This window comes from Streptomyces sp. enrichment culture (assembly GCF_964272895.1).
In the GTDB taxonomy this organism is placed as follows: Bacteria; Actinomycetota; Actinomycetes; order Streptomycetales; family Streptomycetaceae; genus Streptomyces.
Genome location: NZ_OZ186832.1, coordinates 5,790,242 through 5,808,221, shown reverse-complemented (window position 1 = coordinate 5,808,221; position 17,980 = coordinate 5,790,242). Strand labels below are relative to the sequence as shown.

The following is a 17,980-nucleotide window of genomic DNA, read 5'->3' as shown; positions in this document are numbered from 1 at the left end:
TCGCAGTGGTGAAACCGGCCCGTTCGGGCGTGTTCGTCCCGTCAGTCGCGGGCGGGCTCGGCCTCGTCCGCGCTCTCCCGGTCGAACCGGCCGTCGATCGTGGAGACCAGGCCGGTGACCTGGCGGGCGATGTCGGGCGCGGTCAGGCCGATCTCGGCCATGACCTCGGCGCGGGAGGCGTGGTCGAGGAAGCGCGGCGGGATGCCGAAGTCGCGCAGCGGCACGTCCACGCCCGCGTCGCGCAGGGCCTGGGCGATCGCGGAGCCGACGCCGCCGACGCGGGAGTTGTCCTCGACGGTGACGACCACGCGGTGCCGCTCGGCGAGCGGGGCCATGGCCTCGTCGACGGGCTTGACCCAGCGGGGGTCGACGACGGTGGTGGAGATGCCCTGCTTGTCGAGGAGGTCCGCGATCTCCAGGCACATCGGGGCCAGCGCGCCGACGGACACCAGCAGCACGTCGGGCGTGCCGGTGCCCGGCTCGCGCAGCACGTCCATGCCGCCGACCTTGCCGACGGCCGGTACGGCGGGGCCGACGGCGCCCTTGGAGAAGCGCACCACGGTCGGCGCGTCCTTGACCTCGACGGCCTCGCGGAGCTGGGCGCGCACCTGGTCGGCGTCGCGCGGGGCGGCGAGTCTGAGGCCGGGGACGACCTGGAGGATCGACATGTCCCACATGCCGTTGTGGGAGGCGCCGTCGGTGCCGGTGATGCCGGCCCGGTCCAGGACGAAGGTCACCCCGCACTTGTGCAGGGCGACGTCCATGAGGACCTGGTCGAAGGCGCGGTTGAGGAAGGTGGCGTACACGGCGAAGACGGGGTGCACGCCCGCGTGGGCGAGGCCGGCCGCGGAGACGGCGCCGTGCTGCTCGGCGATGCCGACGTCGTAGACCCGCTCGGGGAAGCGCTTGGCGAACTTGTCGAGGCCGACCGGGTGGAGCATGGCGGCCGTGATGGCGACGATGTCCTCGCGCTCCTCGCCCAGCTTGACCATCTCCTCGCCGAAGACGGAGGTCCAGTCGGCGCCGGAGGTGGCGATGGGCAGGCCGGTGTCGGGGTGGATCTTGCCGACGGCGTGGAAGCGGTCGGCCTCGTCCTGGAGGGCGGGCTGGTAGCCGCGGCCCTTCTCGGTGAGGCAGTGCACGATGACCGGGCCGCCGAAGCGCTTGGCGCGGGCCAGCGCGGACTCCAGGGCCTCGATGTCGTGGCCGTCGATCGGGCCGACGTACTTCAGGCCCAGGTCCTCGAAGAGGCCCTGCGGGGCGATGAAGTCCTTCAGGCCCTTCTTGGCGCCGTGCAGGGTGCCGTAGAGCGGCTTGCCGACGACCGGGGTGCGCTCCAGGACCTCCTTGGTGCGGGCCAGGAAGCGCTCGTAGCCGTCGGTGGTGCGCAGGGTCGCCAGGTGGTTGGCGAGGCCGCCGATGGTCGGGGAGTAGGAGCGCTCGTTGTCGTTGACGACGATGACGAGGGGGCGGTCCTTGGCGTCGGCGATGTTGTTCAGCGCCTCCCAGGCCATCCCGCCGGTCAGCGCCCCGTCGCCGATCACGGCGACGACATGGCTGTCGCGCTTGAGTAGCTGGTTGGCCTTGGCGATGCCGTCGGCCCAGCCCAGCACGGTGGAGGCGTGGCTGTTCTCGATGACGTCGTGCTCGGACTCGGCCTGCGAGGGGTAGCCGGACAGGCCGCCCTTCATCTTCAGCCGGGAGAAGTCCTGGCGCCCGGTGAGCAGCTTGTGCACATAGGACTGGTGGCCGGTGTCCCAGAGCACCTTGTCCTTCGGCGACTCGAAGACGCGGTGGAGCGCGATGGTCAGCTCCACCACACCGAGGTTGGGGCCGAGGTGCCCACCGGTCTTGGAGACCTCCTGGACGAGGAAGGTCCGGATCTCCTCCGCCAGCTCGTCCAGCTGCTCCAGGCTGAGCCGGTCCAGATCGCGCGGTCCCCTGATGCGGGTCAGCAGCGGCACCCGTGCCTCCTTGCAGTAGAGCTCTCGAGCTGTTGCCGGGTTCGTCGAGTCTAATGTTCCGCGGCGACAACGCCGCAAAGGGGCGCGGGGAACTGCGCGACCCGCCGCACTCGTAGCGGCAGTCGTCAGTCCACCCGCGCCCCTGTGGCGTCAGGCGTTATGCCCGGCCGGCGGTCTTCTGGGTCTTGCGGGTGATGGAGTCGATGACGACCGTGGTGAGCAGCACACCCGCGGTGATCATGTACTTCACCGGTTCGGCGATGGACTCCAGCTGGAGGCCGTACTGGATCGACACGATGACCAGCACACCGAGCAGCGCGTTCCAGGTGCGGCCGCGGCCGCCGAAGAGCGACGTACCACCGATGACGGCCGCCGCGATGGCGTTCATCAGCAGGTCACCGGTACCGGCGCTCTGGTTGGCCGAGGCGATCTTCGAGGCCAGGAACAGACCGCCGATCGCCGCGAAGCCACCGGAGATCGCGAACACCGAGATCCGGACGGCGGTGACGTTGATGCCCGCGCGCCGCGATGCCTCGACGCTGCCGCCCAGGGCGAAGACCTTGCGGCCGTACGAGGTGCGCCGCAGCACGAAGTCCGTCGCCACCAGGAACACCAGGAAGATCACGGTGGCCAGCGGCAGGCCCTTGTACTGGTTGTACATGGCCGCCGCCGCGAAGGAGACCACGGCCAGCAGGCCCGTGCGCAGCAGCGTGTCGCTCAGCGGCCGGGACGGGATCCCCGCCGCCTCGCGCCGGCGGTTGCCGAGGAAGGAGGTGAGGAAGAACACGCCGGTCACCACGGCCGCCAGGCCGTACGCGGCGGCGACGTCGGAGAAGTAGTACGTGGTGAGCTGACCGATCAGACCGTCGCTGTCGAGGTTGATCGTGCCGTTCTCGCCCAGCGTCTGGAGCATGAAGCCGAGCCAGAAGAGCAGACCCGCCAGGGTGACGGCGAACGCCGGGGCGCCGAGGACGGCGAAGAAGAAGCCGTGCAGCGCGCCGATGGCGGCGCCCGCGGCGACCGCGAAGAGCACCGCGGCCCACTCGGGCCAGCCCTGGTTGACCGCGAGGACGGCCGCGATGGCGCTGGAGGCGCCGCTGACCGAGCCGACGGACAGGTCGATCTCGCCGAGCAGCAGCACGAACACGATGCCGACCGAGATCATGCCGGTGCCGACCATCGTGATGGTGATGTTGTTGATGTTCTCGGCGGAGAGGAACGCCGAGTTCAGGCTCTGGAAGACGATGCAGATGACGACCAGGCCGAGGATGACCGGCAGGGAGCCGAGCTCACCGGCCTTCAGCTTGCGCTTGAACTCGCCGATGTAGCCGGCCAGGCCCTGCTCCTGCACCAGCAGGCGCGGGTCGACCGCGGTGACCGCGGCGGACGCGGCCTCGGGGTTCTCCACGGTGTCCTGCGGAGACGTTTTTGCGGTGGAGGTCTTGTCGATGCTCACTTGGAAACCTCCCCGGTCGTGCGCGCCGCACGGCGGGTCACGGCGTTGTCGGTGGCGCCGGTGATGGCGGAGATGATCTCCTCCTGCGAGGTCGTCTTGACCTCGAAGACACCGTTGTTGCGGCCGAGGCGCAGCACCGCCACCTTGTCGGCGACGGCCTTGACGTCGGCCATGTTGTGGCTGATGAGGATGACCGCATGGCCGCGCTCGCGCAGCCGTTCGACCAGGTCGAGGACCTGGGCGGTCTGCTCCACGCCGAGTGCGGCGGTGGGCTCGTCCAGGATGACCAGCTTGGGCTCGCCGAGCATGGAGCGGGCGATGGCCACCGTCTGGCGCTGACCGCCGGAGAGCGAGGCGATCGGGATGCGCACGCTGGGGATACGGATGGACAGCGTCTTCAGCAGTTCGAGGGAGCGGCGCTCCATCTCGACCTCGTCCAGGACTCCGCGCTTCTTCAGCTCACGGCCGAGGAAGAGGTTGCCGACGACGTCGATGTTGTCGCACAGCGCGAGGTCCTGGTAGACGGTCGCGATGCCCAGGGCCTGGGCGTCGTGCGGCTTGTTGATCGTGACGGACTTGCCTTCCCATTCGATGACGCCCTCATCGATGGGGTGCACGCCGGCGATCGTCTTGACCAGCGTGGACTTTCCGGCGCCGTTGTCGCCCACCAGGGCGACGACCTCACCGGCGTGGACCTCAAGCTCTACGTCGGTGAGCGCCTGGACGGCACCGAACCGCTTGGAGACCCCGCGCAACGCCAGCACGGGCGTAGCGGACACGTGAACCATCTCCTTCGCCGCCTGACCCGGCGGAAGGTTGTGCAGAGAAAGGGGGGTGTGTTCCGTCCGGCGCCCCGCACGAGCTTGCGGGGCTGTGTAGGCGCGGGGCGCCGGAGGAGCCTGGAAGACCGCGCGTCGGCTACTTGATGCCGAGCTTGTCGCAGGCGGCCTTGTACTTGCCGGTGCAGATCTCGGCGGCGGTGTAGACGCCGTCCTTGATGACGGTGTCGTTGATGTTGTCCTTGGTCAGCGAGGTGACGTCGACCAGGACGGACGGGATGTCCTTGGCGCTGCCGCTGGAGACCTTGTCCTTGGCGATGGCGCCCAGGTCCTCGCCCTTGGCCAGCGCGACGGCCATCTGGGCGGCGGCCTCGGCCTCGGGGGCGTACGGCTTGTAGACGCTCATGAACTGCTCGCCGGCGACGATGCGCTGCACGGCGGCGAGTTCGGCGTCCTGGCCGGTGACCGGGATGTTGCCGATGCCGGCGGCCTTCAGGGCGGTGATGATGCCGCCCGCCATGCCGTCGTTGGCGGAGTAGACGCCGACGATCTTGTTCTTGCCGAGCGCGGAGATGGCCGCCTCCATGTTGGAGTTGGCGTTCTCCGGCTTCCACTCCTTGGTGTCGTACTCCTTGCCGATCTTCACCTTGCCGTCGAGGACGGAGTGCGCGCCCTGCTTGAACTGGGCGGCGTTCGGGTCGGTGATGGAGCCGTTCATCATGACGATCTGGCCGCTCTTGGCCTTGTCGCCCAGCGCCTGGAGCAGGGCCTCGCCCTGGGTCTTGCCGACCTGGACGTTGTCGAACGACGTGTAGGCGCTGATCGGGCCCTCGGCGAGGCGGTCGTAGGCGACGACCTTGATGCCGGCGTCGACGGCCTTCTGCACGGAGTTCTTGATGGCCTTGGCGTCGACGGCGTCCAGGATCAGGACGTCCACCTTGTTGGTGATCATGGTGTCGACCTGCTGCGCCTGCAGGTTGGCGTCCTGCTTGGCGTTGTTGTAGTCGATCGTCGCCTTGCCGTTCGTCAGCTCCTTGATCTTCTTCTCGATCAGCGGCCGGTCGAACTTCTCGTAGCGCGCGGTCTGGTTCTCCGGGAGCAGGAGACCGACCTTGATGTCGTCGCCCTTGGCGGCGGTCTTGGTGTTGTCGCTGCCGCCGTCGGCTTCCTCAGCGCTGCCACAGGCGGCGAGAGAGACGGCCATCGCACTGGCGGCGAGGGCCACGGCGGCACGACGCATACGCGTGTTCACTTCTAAAACCTCCCTGACGAGGCCGCGTCGTTGCGGCCGAGGTGGCTGGAAGTCAACTCGGCCACACGTGCGACGTCAAGAAGTAAATCCTTAACGAGATGGCAACGGTGCCATCCGTTCTCTAAGTGAAGGCAGGCGCGGCGCGATGCAGCGTGCCGTCCAAAAGCGTCGAATCGCCCATCTCGCTGAGGGCGAGGGCGAGCGCTCCGAGCACCTCCGCACGGCCCCCAAGTGCCCCCGGGAGAACGGAGAGTTGGCGCGCCGCGCTGGGAATGGCGTAGCGGCCGACGGACTCCCTGATCGGCCCGAGGACGAGCTCTCCGGCCTCGGCGAGATCACCGCCGAGGACGACCCGGCTCGGGTTCAGCAAGTTGCAGAGATTGGCGACTCCACTGCCGACGTGTCGGCCGACGTCGGCGATCACCCGACGGCAGCCCGGGTCACCGTCCCTGGCCAGCCGCACGACACCCTCCATGGTCAGGTCGGTGCCGTGGCTGGGCTGGAGGAGCGGCAGCACATAGCGCGCCGCCGCGAAGGTCTCCAGGCAGCCGCGGTTTCCGCAGCGGCAGACCGGGCCGGATTCATCAAGAGTAATATGACCGATTTCTCCCGCAGTGCCACCGGGGCCGCGGTAGATCTTCCCGTCGATGACCAGACCGGCGCCGACACCGCTGGAGACCTTGATGTACGCCAGGTCGCGCACGCCCTTCCCGGCGCCCCAGACGAGCTCTCCGAGGGCGCCCAGGTTGGCGTCGTTGTCCACGTGCACGGGGACGCCCAGACGGCCGCGCAGCTCTTCGGCCGGACGGGTGCCGCCCCAGCCCGGCAGGATGGCGGTCGAGCCCAGCTGGCCGGACTCCACGTCGATCGGGCCGGGCACGCCCAGACCCACACCGGCGATCTTGGAGCGGTCCACGCCGGTGACCGCGATCAGACGGCTGACCAGCTCTTCCGCCCGGTCGAAGCCCTGTGCGGCGGAGGCGTCCACGTCCAGCGGCTCGGACTCCTCGGCCAGCACCTGGTGGGCGAGGTTGCCGAGGGCCACCCTGAGGTGGGTGTGGCCGAAATCGACGCCTATGACGATGCCGGCGTCCCCGCTCAGGGAGACGCTGCGAGCCCGTCGGCCGCCCGCCGAGGTGGGCGTGACCTCGACGGTTCCGCCGTCCTTGAGCTCGCGCACGATGTTGGAGACCGTCGCCGCCGACAGGCCCGTCGTCCTCGCGATCTCCGCCTGCGTGAGGGAACCGGCCAGCCGTACGGCGCGGACCACGCGCTCCAGGTTGGCTCGGTGCAGCGACGACTGCGACCCCGGAGTCTCCACGACGACCTCCTGCGCGCGGGGCCGCTTCAGTGAGGCCCCGTTCATGTCCAACTAGTGAACTCTAAGCTGAGCCGTTCGGGGTGACTCTCGTCAAGAGGTTGAACACTTTCCGCGACCAGGGACACAACGACGCACGCCGCTCCCAGGGGCGGGAACGGCGTGCGTACGGGTGAGCGCGCTGGGTCACTTCACGATCGGGCGGCGGATCACTTCAAGGTCGCGGAGGTCAGTCCGGCCTGCACCTGGCGCTGGAACGACAGGTACACGACCAGCATGGGGACCATGGCGATGCTGACGCCCGCGAAGAGCACGGGCAGGTCGGTGGCGTAGCCCTGCTGCTGCTGGAGCTGGATCAGGCCCTGGGTCAGCACATAGCGTTCCGGATCGTCGCCGCTCTGCGGCTGCATCAGGACCGTCGGCAGGATGAACTGGTTCCACTGCCCCAGCGTGTTGAAGATGCCCACGCTGATCAGGCCCGGCTTGGCCATCGGCAGCATCACCTGGAAGAAGGTCCTGGAGTGCGAGGCCCCGTCCAGGATCGCCGCCTCGAACACCGCCGTCGGCAGGGTCCGGAAGAAGGCGTGCATGAAGAACACCGTGAACGGCATCGAGTAGGCGACGTACACCAGGATCAGGCCCTGGTAGGTGTTCAGCATGTCCAGCCGCTTGACCATGAAGAACAGCGGGACCAGGGCGAGGAACACCGGGAACATCGCGCCGGCGACGAAGAAGTAGTACAGGAACCGGTTCCCCCAGAAGGGGTAGCGGGCCAGCACGTACGCCGCCATGGAGCCGAACAGCATCGTCAGCGGGACCGAGAAGGCCAGCACGATGACGGTGTTGAGGAAGTAGTCGCCGATGCCTTTGTCCCAGGCGCGGGAGAACACGTCCAGGGACCAGTTCTGCGGCCAGCCGAAGGCCGACCCGCCGATCTGGGCGTCGGTCTTGAAGGAGCTGAGCACCAGCCACAGCAGCGGCAGCACGATCAGCAGGGCCCAGACGGCGAGGAAGCCGTGCGAGAAGACGTTCAGGACGACGCCCTCGCTGCGGGTGTCGCCGGGGCGTACGGGCACCTTGCCGACGGGCCGCTGCACGGGCACGGCCTCCTTCACGGGGGTGTCCTCGATGGGTGCGCTCATGTCGGTCGTCTCTCTCCCGCTCAGAACTCGATGCGCTCGCGGCGGGTGGCGCGCAGCATGACCACGGACAGGATCAGGGTGAGCAGCAGCATGATCACGCCCATGGCGCAGGCGTAGCCGCTCTTGCCGTAGATGAGGAAGTTGCGCATCATCACGGTCGCCATGACCTCGCTGTGGTGGTCGGGGCCGCCGCCGAACTCACCGGCGGTCATGGTGGACACCAGGATGAACATGTCCATCGCCGCGATACCGAGGTAGACCCACGCGGTCTGCACCGAGTCCCACAGCAGCGGCAGGGTGATGCGGAAGAACGACTGGGCGCGGCCCGCGCCGTCGATGAGCGCGGCCTCGTAGATGTCCCGCGGAATGGACTGCATGGCCGCGGAGAACAGCACCAGATAGAAGCCGACCCCGTGCCAGACCACGACCAGGATCAGCATCCACAGCACCATGTTCGGCTCATTGAGCCATTCCACCGGGCTGGCCTCGTCCACCAGGCCCAGTTTCATCAGCAGGCCGTTCAGCATGCCGCCGCTGTCACTGCGGTACACGGCGCCGAACAGCACCGCGAGAATCGCCATCGACAGCACCTGCGGGAAGAAGTAGACGACCTTGTAGAACTTCGACCCGGCGACCCCCGACACCCCGCCGGCCCGGCTGCGGCCGCCCGCGTTCAGCATGAACGCGAAGAACAGCGCGAGCAGAATGGTGATCACCGGGATGAACACCAGGAACAGGATGTTGTGCCAGATGGCCCCCATGAAGATGTCGTCCTGGAACAACTCCTTGTAGTTGTCCAGACCGACGAACTTGAACGTCTGCGACTGCCCCTTCCAGTCGGTCAGCGAATAGCCGATCGTCTGGATGTAAGGCCAGATCACAAAGACGAGATAGAGCGCGACCGGGGCAAAGAGAAACCCCGCGACGAACCGGTACTGCCCTTTGTACATTGAACGTCCCTGCCCCTGTCGTCCCCAAGGGGCGCGGGGAACTGCGCGAGCGGCCATGAACGGCCGGCACCCCGCAGTCCACCGCACCCGCACGGCGAAACCCGGAAACTACTCCCGACGGTTGTTCTTGGACGCGGGGTCCTTCGCGGCCTTGTCCACAGCCGCTTGCGCCCGCTTCAGCCATTCCTTCGGCTGGATCCGCTTCGCCATGAGCTCGTTGGACGCGTTCTGGATCGCCGTGTCCATCTCGCTGTACCACTCGGTGTACAGAAAACGGAAGGTGTTGTCGCCGGCCGCCTTGGACGCCTCGACCGTCGACTGCGTGCCCGGCCGCAGCTGCACGCTCGGGTCCACGCCGTCCTTCAGGATGGTCAGCGAGTTCGCCTCCTTGGCGAAGATCGTCGACCATTCCTTGGACAGCATCATCCGCATGAACTCCTTGGCCGCGGGCAGGTTCTTGGCCTTGGCCGGGATGATGAACGGCTCACCGGAACCGGCGCGGATCGCCTCGAACGGCATCTCGCTGCCCTCGAGCGGCGGCATCGGCAGGAACTTCATGTCGAAGTCGGCCGGCGTCTGCTTGATCTGCTCGTTCTCCAGCCAGGAGCCGCAGGTGATGAACGCGGCCTTGTACTGGTTCCAGCGGGTCTGCGACTCGGTGTGGGTCAGACCGTTGGTGCCGGGCATCAGATAGCCCTTCTCGACCACGTCGTAGACCGCCTCGACCGCCGCCAGCGCCGCGTCGGAGCCGACGAACGCCTTGGGGTCGAGGTTGTCGATCGCCTTCATGGCGTCCAGACCGCCCTTCTTGGCGATCAGGTCCATGATGGCGACGTTGATGTAGTACGGGTACTTGCCCTGGTGGGCGAGGCCGCCGATGCCCTGCGCCTTGGCGTCCTTGCAGATGGCGAGGAAGTCGTCCCAGGTCTTCGGCGCCTGCCAGCCCTTCTCCTCGAAGAGCTTGCCGGAGTACCACAGGCCCCACACCGTGTAGATGTAGTTCAGGGCGACGACCTTGCCCTCCTGCAGGCCCGGGTCGAGCGTGCCGGGGATGACGGTGTCGCGCACCTTCTTCGACGGGTCGTCCACGCTCGGCGCGTCGAGGACCTCGGCGAGGTCGAGGAGCTGGCCGTTCTTGTAGAGGACGTCGATCTTGATCTTCTGGGCGCCGGAGTTGTCGACGATGTCCGGCGGGTTTCCGCCGTTGAAGCGCGGCTGGAGCTTGCCGGTGATCTCCTGGGTGCCGGTGTGGGTGGAGGTGACGCCCCACTTCTGCTGGAAGTTCGCCTCCCATGCCTTGGCGTACTCGTCGCCGTAGCCGCCCTTGAAGATGACGACGTCGAGTTTGCTGCCCTTCTTGACGCCGAACGGGTTGTCCTTGGACGTCTTGCCCTGGGTGTCCTCACCCGAGTCGTCGCCCCCGCCGCCGCTCGCGCACGCGGACAGGAAGCCCATCGACGGCACGGCGACCAGGCCGAGCGCGGCGGACCGCTTCATCAGGTCGCGGCGGCCGACACCCGAGGAACCGTATTCGTTCTCGGCGGAAGTGGATCCCATGCTCAAGTCCTCGCCTTCTCCAGGACTCAGGCGGTGAACCGGATCCTTCGCCGGCACCGCGGGTAGGTCAAGCTGGGTCGTGCAACGAAGCGTTCCGGGACTCGAGCTGCGAACAGAACGGGCCCCCGGCTCGCGACGCCTGGCACGCACGCTCGCCGCGAGCTGATCGGACTCCCGTTCTGTTCGGAGCTCAGGGAAAGGTCCGGGATCGCCGACAGGTATAGTCCACTTCCGGCCGACGGAGCAAGATCGAATGCAAGGTTGGCCATCGGTCTTTTCCGAGTTGAGACCTCGCGGAAATATCCGCCGACCGTGGGATCCTTGCCGGAAAAATCCCCGGCAATACGCCCGGACGCCACAGCCAACACCCTTGACACGGCTCCGCACTTGAGCCCCTACTGGACCCTGCGCACTCAAGCTGACAACGTTGTCCGAGGTGCAGGGAGGGCTTGTGCACAGAGTTCGGCACAGATGGGGTCCGGCGGCCGCGCTGGCCGCCGTCTTCGCCTTGACGGTGGGCTCGCAGGGGGCTGCGGTGGCCCTGCCCCGGAACGCGGAGGCCGCCGCCGGGGAGTTCGCCTCCTCCTTCGAGGCGGGCGAGCCGGCACCGGACTGGCTGAACACCGTCGACACCGCACCCGACGGCACCAGGCGTGCCTCCGGCGTCGACGGCGGCTACAGCAGCGGCATTCCGGGCAATGTGACCGACCGTGTCACCGATGTCCGGGCCAGCGGCGAGAACGCCGGAGCCGGTGAGGTGAAGGAGAACCTCGTCGACGGCGAACCCAGCACCAAATGGCTGGTGTTCCAGCCCACCGGATGGGCCGAATTCGAGCTCGACAAACCGGTGAAGCTCGTGACATACGCCCTCACATCCGCCAATGACCACGCCGAGCGGGACCCCCGCGACTGGACGCTGAAAGGCTCCGCCGACGGGACGGACTGGAAGACCCTCGACACTCGCACCGGTGAATCCTTCGCCGAGCGTTTCCAGACGAAGACCTACGATCTCGCCGAACCGGCTGAATACCGCTATTTCCGGCTGGAGGTCACCCGTAACAACGGCGCCCTCACCATCACCCAGCTCGCGGACGTCCAGTTCTCCGTCGGCGGCGGCGACGGCCCGGTCCCCCAGGACATGCTGAGCCTGGTCGACCGGGGCCCGATCGGCTCGCCGACCGCCAAGGCGGGCATGGGCTTCACCGGCAAGCGGGCCCTGCGCTACGCGGGCCGGCACACCGCGGACGGGCGGGCCTACTCGTACAACAAGGTCTTCGACGTGGACGTGGCCGTCGGCCGCGACACCCAGCTGTCGTACCGGATCTTCCCGTCGATGGCGGACGGCGACCTCGACTACGACGCCACCCATGTCTCCGTGGACCTCGCCTTCACCGACGGCACCTACTTGAGCGATCTGGGGGCGACCGACCAGCACGGGTTCGCGCTCAGCCCGCGCGGACAGGGCGCGGCGAAGATCCTCTACGTCAACCAGTGGAACAACGTCGTCTCCCGGATCGGCTCGGTCGCCGCGGGCAGGACCGTCGACCGGATCCTCCTCGCCTACGACTCCCCCCGCGGTCCGGCGAAGTTCCGCGGCTGGATCGACGACGTGCGCCTCGCGCGGGTGGCCCCGGAGCGCCCGAAGGCCCATCTGTCGGACTACGCCGTCACCACCCGCGGCACCCACTCCAGCGGCGGCTTCTCCCGCGGCAACACCTTCCCCGCGACGGCCGTGCCCCATGGCTTCAACTTCTGGACGCCGGTCACCAACGCGGGCTCGCTGAGCTGGCTCTACGACTACGCGCGCGCCAACAACGCGGACAACCTGCCGAGGATCCAGGCGTTCAGCGCCAGCCATGAGCCGAGCCCCTGGATGGGCGACCGGCAGACCTTCCAGGTGATGCCCTCGGCGGCCGCCGGCACTCCGGAGCTGGGCCGTGAGGCGCGCGAACTGGCGTTCCGGCACGAGAACGAGACCGCGCGGCCGCACCACTACGCAGTGCGGTTCGAGAACGGCCTCAAGGCCGAGATGACGCCGACCGACCACGCGGCGATGCTGCGCTTCACCTACCCCGGCGACGACGCGAGCGTGCTGTTCGACAACGTCACCGACCAGGCCGGTCTGACCCTGGACGCGGCGAGCGGCACCTTCACCGGCTACTCCGACGTGAAGTCCGGCCTGTCCACGGGCGCGACCCGGCTGTTCGTGTACGGCGAGTTCGACCGGCCGGTGAAGGAGGGCTCGTCGAGCGGCGTCAAGGGCTACCTGCGCTTCGACGCCGGGGCCGACCGGACCGTCACCCTGCGGATCGCCACCTCGCTGATCGGCATCGACCAGGCCAAGGACAACCTCCGCCAGGAGATCCCGGACGGCACCGCCTTCGACGAGGTCCGCTCCCGCGCCCAGCGGCAGTGGGACCGCCTTCTGGGCAAGGTGGAGGTCGAGGGCGCCACGCCGGACCAGCTGACCACCCTGTACTCCAGCCTCTACCGGCTGTACTTGTACCCGAACTCGGGCTTCGAGAAGGTCGGTTCGACCTACAAGTACGCCTCGCCGTTCTCCCCGATGCCGGGACCGGACACCCCGACGCACACCGGCGCGAAGATCGTCGAGGGCAAGGTGTACGTCAACAACGGCTTCTGGGACACGTACCGGACCACCTGGCCCGCCTACTCCCTGCTGTCGCCGAAGCAGGCGGGCGAGATGGTCGACGGGTTCGTGCAGCAGTACAAGGACGGCGGCTGGACCTCGCGCTGGTCCTCCCCCGGCTACGCCGACCTGATGACCGGCACCTCCTCGGACGTGGCGTTCGCCGACGCCTACGTCAAGGGGGTCGACTTCGACGCGCGGGCGGCGTACGACGCGGCGGTGAAGAACGCCACCGTGGTGCCCCCGTCCTCCGGTGTCGGCCGCAAGGGCATGGCCACCTCGCCCTTCCTCGGCTACACCAGCACCGCCACCCACGAGGGTCTGTCCTGGGCGCTGGAGGGCTTCCTCAACGACTACGGGATCGCACGGATGGGCCAGGTGCTGTACCGGCAGACCGGCGAGAAGCGCTACCGGGAGGAGTCGGCGTACTTCCTCGACCGGGCCCGCGACTACGTCAACCTCTTCGACACCAAGGCCGGTTTCTTCCAGGGCCGGGACACCAAGGGCAACTGGCGCGTGCCGTCGGAGAAGTACGACCCGCGGGTGTGGGGCCACGACTACACCGAGACCAACGGCTGGGGCTACGCCTTCACCGCGCCGCAGGACAGCCGGGGCCTGGCCAACCTCTACGGCGGGCGCGAGGGGCTGGCGGACAAGCTCGACGCGTACTTCGCGACGCCCGAGACCGCCTCGCCGGAGTTCGTCGGCTCCTACGGCGGTGTCATCCACGAGATGACGGAGGCGCGGGACGTGCGGATGGGCATGTACGGGCACTCCAACCAGGTCGCCCATCACGCGATCTACATGTACGACGCGGCCGGTCAGCCCTGGAAGGCGCAGGAGAAGGTCCGCGAGGTGCTGTCCCGGCTGTACGTCGGCAGCGAGATCGGCCAGGGCTACCACGGCGACGAGGACAACGGCGAGCAGTCGGCCTGGTTCCTGTTCTCCGCGCTCGGCTTCTATCCGCTGGTGATGGGCAGCGGCGAGTACGCCATCGGCTCCCCGCTGTTCACCAAGGCGACCGTGCACCTGGAGAACGGGCGGGACCTGGTCGTCAAGGCGAAGCGGAACAGCGCCCGCAATGTGTATGTGCAGGACGTGCGGTTCAACGGCGTGAAGTGGAGGTCCACCGCACTCCCCCACGCGCTGATCGCGCGGGGCGGCGAGCTGGAGTTCGAGATGGGTCCCCGGCCGTCGTCGTGGGGCACGGGACGCTTCGCCGCGCCGACCTCCCTCACCCACGGCGACGCGGTGCCGACGCCTCGGGCGGACGTCGTGCGGGGGCCGGGGGCGCTCTTCGACGACACCTCGGCGACGGAGGCCGCCGTCACCACGGTCGACCTGCCGGTGCCGGGGCCCGCGAGGGCCGTGCAGTACACGCTCACCTCACCCGCCGACCGCAGCAGGGCGCCGGCCGGCTGGACGCTCCAGGGCTCGGACGACGGCACCACGTGGAAGACGCTGGACGAGCGCTCCGGTGAGACCTTCCGCTGGGACCGGCAGCTCAGGGCGTTCTCCGTGGCCGAGCCGGGTAGGTACGACAGGTACCGCCTGGTGCTGACGGGGCAGGCGGTGCTCTCGGAGGTCGAACTGCTCGCCTGAGCAGGCCCGGTGGAGGTCCGATGCAGGGTGTCGATCCGGCCTGGCTGCCGGACGAGGTGTTCCGGCCGATCGGCACCCGGCGGACGCTGATCCGCGGCGCGGGCCCCCTGGTGGACACCGTGCACGGCGAAGTGGCCGCCGCCTGCGCCCGGTTCGGGGGCCGCGTCGAGCGCGACGCGGCCCCCGGCCCGTACGACCTGGTGCTGGAGGCGACCGGCACCGGCCCGTCCGAGGCGTTCGTCCGCGAGCGCGCCGGCGGCCGGACGACCGTCACCGCGAGCGGGCCGTCCGGGCTGCTGTACGGCCTCTTCCACGTCGTACGGCTCGGCGAGGACGCCTTCCGCGGGGCGCTGCCGCGCGAGGTGCACAGCCCGGCGCTCGCCCTGCGCATGCTGGACCACTGGGACAACGTGGCCGTGCACCCGGTGATGGGGCAGGTGGAGCGCGGGTACGCGGGCGGGTCGCTGTTCTGGGCGGACGGCCGGGCCCGCCGCGACCTCGGTCGGGTGCGGGCCTACGCCCGGCTGCTCGCCGCCTGCGGGGTCAACGCCGTCGCCGTGAACAACGTCAATGTGCACGCGGCCGAGGCACGTCTGCTGACCGACCGCATCGGTGACGTGGCCGAGCTGGCCGCCGTGTTCAGGGCCTACGCCATCCGGACCCATCTGTCGGTGACGTTCGCGGCGCCGCTGGTGCTCGGCGGCCTGGACACGGCCGATCCGCTGGACGCCGGAGTGCGGCAGTGGTGGGCCCGGACGACCGCCGAGGTGTACGCCGCGATACCCGACTTCGGCGGGTACGTGGTGAAGGCCGACTCGGAGGGGCAGCCGGGCCCGTTCGCCTACGGCCGCACCCACGCGGACGGCGCGAACATGCTGGCCGGGGCACTGGCCCCGTTCGGCGGTACGGTCCACTGGCGGGCGTTCGTCTACGACCACCGCCAGGACTGGCGGGACCGCTCGACCGACCGGGCGCGGGCCGCGTACGACCATTTCGTGCCGCTGGACGGGCGGTTCGCGGACAACGCGGTGCTCCAGGTGAAGCACGGGCCGATGGACTTCCAGGTGCGCGAGCCCGTGTCGCCGCTGATCGGGGCGATGCCGGCCACGCGGCTGGCGGTGGAGGTGCAGGCCACGCAGGAGTACACCGGGCAGCAGCGGCATGTGTGCTGGCTGGGTCCGATGTGGAGCGAGGTGCTGCGGTTCCCGGCGAAGGCGGGCGTGCCCGTCGGGGAGCTGGCGCGCGGCGGGCTGGTCGCGGTGTCCAACGCCGGGGACGATCCGTTCTGGACGGGGCATCCGCTGGCGCAGGCCAACCTCTACACCTTCGGGCGGCTGGCCTGGCGGCCGGACGCCGATCCGCGGGCGCTGCTCGACGAGTGGATCCGGCTGACCTTCCCGCACGCCCCGGCGCGGCTGGCCGACGGGCTGCGCGCGGTGCTCGACGGCTCCTGGCGGACGTACGAGAAGTACACGGCTCCGCTGGGCGTGGGCTTCATGGTGCAGCCGGGGCACCACTACGGGCCGAGCGTGGACGGGTACGAGTACAGCCCGTGGGGGACGTACCACTTCGCCGACCGCGACGGTGTGGGCGTGGACCGCAGCCGGGCCACCGGCACCGGGTACGCGGGGCAGTACGGCAAGCCGTGGGCCGAGGTGTACGAGTCGCCGGAGACCTGCCCGGACGAGCTGCTGCTGTTCTTCCACCATGTGCCCTACGGGCATGTGCTGCACAGCGGGAAGACCGTGATCCAGCACATCTACGACACCCACTTCGAGGGCGTCGAGGAGGTGGTGGAGGCCCGCCGGGTGTGGGCGGGGCTCGCCGGTCTGGTCGATCCGGCGCGGTACGCGCGGGTGGCGCAGCGGCTGGAGGAGCAGGTGCGGTCGGCGCGGGAGTGGCGGGACCAGGTGAACAGCTACTTCTTCCGCAAGTCGGGGGTGCCGGACGCGCGGGGGCGCCGGATCCACTGAGGCCGCGGTCCGGCCGGGCCGCGGGACCGCGACGCGCGGGACTGGCCCGCGGGGGTGACGCCGTGGCCGTCGTTTAGCCCGAATGCCCTGGTGGGGGTGTGCCGGGCGCACGGCCTCCCTACGGTACGCAGCAGGGGCGGACCCACGATCACCTCATGTGAAAGCAGGCACCCATGCACCGAGTCCGTGTCCTCCTCGGCGCCGCCCTGACCGCGGGCGCCCTCGCCGTACCGTCCACCTCCGCGCACGCGCAGACCTTCGTTCCGTGTGACGCGCAGCGGGAACAGAACCTCAAGGACGCCATCGCGAAGGCCGGCCAGAGCGAGGTGGGCGGCACGGTGCTCCTCGCCCCGGGCTGCACGTACACGATCACCACGCCCGCCGGCGGCGGCACCGGACTGCCGGTCGTCACCCGGCCGATCACCGTCACCGGCATCGGCAGTGTCGTCCAACGGGCGGCCACCGCACCCGACTTCCGCCTCTTCGAGGTGGCGGGCGAACGGGGGAACCTCGCCCTGACCTCGGTGACCGTACGCGGGGGACGGGCGCCGGACGTGGGCGGCGGGATCTGGGTCCACGACGGTGGTCGGCTCGCGGTCACCGAGGGGGGTGTCGAGGGCAACAGCGCGCCGCAGACCGGCGGGGGCATCGAGAACGACGGGGGCACGGTCGTGCTGAGCGCCACCGAGCTGTCCGGCAACTCCGCGCAGCACGGCGGCGGGCTGAACATGCGCGGCCGGACCGACGCCGACGCCGGGGGCACCGCGGTCCTCGACTCCCTCACCGAGGTGACCGGGAACACGGCCACGGGCGACGGCGGCGGCATCCGCAGCAAGGGCACCCTGTCGCTGCTCGGCCTGACCACCGTCGAGGACAACCGGGCGGGGGCCAACGGCGGCGGCATCGACGTCCGCGCCGGCGCCGGCGTCACGGCCACGCTCGAGTACAGCAGCGTCGAGGACAACACCGCCGGCACCACCGGCACCGGCGGCCTCGGCGGCGGCATCCGCAACGCCGCGCGGCTCACCCTGGACCACGGCTTCGTCGAGGACAACGAGGCGATCGGCCCGGACGGCCAGGGGGCGGGCATCGCGAACGTGGCGCCGCTGCTGCCCGCCCCGGCGACCGCGACGCTCAGGGAGAGCGGCGTGACCGGCAACGAGGCCACCACGGCACCGGGCGGCATCTACAACACCGGCGTCGTCGCCCTGGTCTCCAGCCACGTGGAGGACAACGAGCCGGCCAACTGCGCCGGCAGCCCCGTGCCGGTGCCGGGCTGCGTGGAGGAGGACGCGCTGCTGGACCAGGGGGTGTGACGGTCACGCCGCCCGGCCCGG

At 69.4% G+C, this 17,980-nt stretch carries 11 protein-coding genes; 3 read left to right on the top strand and 8 right to left on the bottom strand.

What is annotated here, in order from left to right:
* Positions 1 to 41: 41 nt before the first annotated feature.
* The 8 genes from dxs to ngcE form a co-directional block, all read right to left on the bottom strand.
* Positions 42 to 1,964 (bottom strand): 1-deoxy-D-xylulose-5-phosphate synthase, encoded by a 1,923-nt coding sequence (gene dxs / locus ACSU6M_RS26135; protein WP_437072766.1) that lies wholly within the window; start codon positions 1,962 to 1,964, stop codon positions 42 to 44.
* 157 nt (positions 1,965 to 2,121) lie between these two features.
* On the bottom strand, positions 2,122 to 3,420 hold the full coding sequence (locus tag ACSU6M_RS26130; RefSeq protein ID WP_437072764.1) for a sugar ABC transporter permease: 1,299 nt from the start codon (positions 3,418 to 3,420) through the stop codon (positions 2,122 to 2,124).
* The gene (locus ACSU6M_RS26125; RefSeq protein WP_437072763.1) at positions 3,417 to 4,208 is read right to left on the bottom strand and encodes an ATP-binding cassette domain-containing protein; all 792 of its coding nucleotides are present in this window, start codon (positions 4,206 to 4,208) and stop codon (positions 3,417 to 3,419) included. Before ACSU6M_RS26125 ends, ACSU6M_RS26130 begins: the two co-directional genes overlap by 4 nt.
* 130 nt (positions 4,209 to 4,338) lie before the next feature.
* Entirely contained in the window at positions 4,339 to 5,439 is a 1,101-nt protein-coding gene (locus ACSU6M_RS26120) for a sugar ABC transporter substrate-binding protein (RefSeq protein WP_437075349.1), read from the bottom strand.
* Between the two features lie 133 nt (positions 5,440 to 5,572).
* Positions 5,573 to 6,772: an ROK family transcriptional regulator gene (locus ACSU6M_RS26115; protein ID WP_437075347.1), complete on the bottom strand. Its 1,200-nt coding sequence runs from the start codon at positions 6,770 to 6,772 to the stop codon at positions 5,573 to 5,575.
* A 206-nt stretch (positions 6,773 to 6,978) separates the two neighbouring features.
* Positions 6,979 to 7,911, bottom strand: a complete 933-nt coding sequence (locus tag ACSU6M_RS26110) for a carbohydrate ABC transporter permease (RefSeq protein WP_437072761.1) — start codon at positions 7,909 to 7,911, stop codon at positions 6,979 to 6,981.
* A 20-nt stretch (positions 7,912 to 7,931) separates the two neighbouring features.
* Positions 7,932 to 8,861, bottom strand: coding sequence for a carbohydrate ABC transporter permease (locus tag ACSU6M_RS26105; protein ID WP_437072760.1), 930 nt, complete (start codon positions 8,859 to 8,861; stop codon positions 7,932 to 7,934).
* Positions 8,862 to 8,969: 108 nt separating this feature from the next.
* Positions 8,970 to 10,418: an N-acetylglucosamine/diacetylchitobiose ABC transporter substrate-binding protein gene (gene ngcE, locus ACSU6M_RS26100; RefSeq protein ID WP_437072758.1), complete on the bottom strand. Its 1,449-nt coding sequence runs from the start codon at positions 10,416 to 10,418 to the stop codon at positions 8,970 to 8,972.
* A 508-nt stretch (positions 10,419 to 10,926) separates the two neighbouring features.
* Here ngcE and ACSU6M_RS26095 point away from each other — a divergent pair.
* From ACSU6M_RS26095 to ACSU6M_RS26085, 3 genes are all read left to right on the top strand, one after another.
* Positions 10,927 to 14,670: a GH92 family glycosyl hydrolase gene (locus ACSU6M_RS26095; protein WP_437075345.1), complete on the top strand. Its 3,744-nt coding sequence runs from the start codon at positions 10,927 to 10,929 to the stop codon at positions 14,668 to 14,670.
* Between the two features lie 20 nt (positions 14,671 to 14,690).
* A complete protein-coding gene (locus ACSU6M_RS26090) occupies positions 14,691 to 16,643 on the top strand; it encodes an alpha-glucuronidase (protein WP_437072756.1) in 1,953 nt (650 codons plus the stop codon).
* Between the two features lie 173 nt (positions 16,644 to 16,816).
* A complete protein-coding gene (locus ACSU6M_RS26085; RefSeq protein ID WP_437072755.1) occupies positions 16,817 to 17,959 on the top strand; it encodes a hypothetical protein in 1,143 nt (380 codons plus the stop codon).
* Positions 17,960 to 17,980: the final 21 nt, after the last annotated feature.

What these genes read in the sequence shown, in the direction of transcription:
- ngcE (WP_437072758.1), bottom strand. Translation starts at nt 10,418, where the DNA reads ATGGGATCCACTTCCGCCGAGAACGAATACGGTTCCTCGGGTGTCGGC.
- ACSU6M_RS26085 (WP_437072755.1), top strand. Translation starts at nt 16,817, where the DNA reads ATGCACCGAGTCCGTGTCCTCCTCGGCGCCGCCCTGACCGCGGGCGCC.
- ACSU6M_RS26120 (WP_437075349.1), bottom strand. Translation starts at nt 5,439, where the DNA reads ATGCGTCGTGCCGCCGTGGCCCTCGCCGCCAGTGCGATGGCCGTCTCT.
- ACSU6M_RS26125 (WP_437072763.1), bottom strand. Translation starts at nt 4,208, where the DNA reads ATGGTTCACGTGTCCGCTACGCCCGTGCTGGCGTTGCGCGGGGTCTCC.
- ACSU6M_RS26105 (WP_437072760.1), bottom strand. Translation starts at nt 8,861, where the DNA reads ATGTACAAAGGGCAGTACCGGTTCGTCGCGGGGTTTCTCTTTGCCCCG.
- ACSU6M_RS26110 (WP_437072761.1), bottom strand. Translation starts at nt 7,911, where the DNA reads ATGAGCGCACCCATCGAGGACACCCCCGTGAAGGAGGCCGTGCCCGTG.
- ACSU6M_RS26090 (WP_437072756.1), top strand. Translation starts at nt 14,691, where the DNA reads ATGCAGGGTGTCGATCCGGCCTGGCTGCCGGACGAGGTGTTCCGGCCG.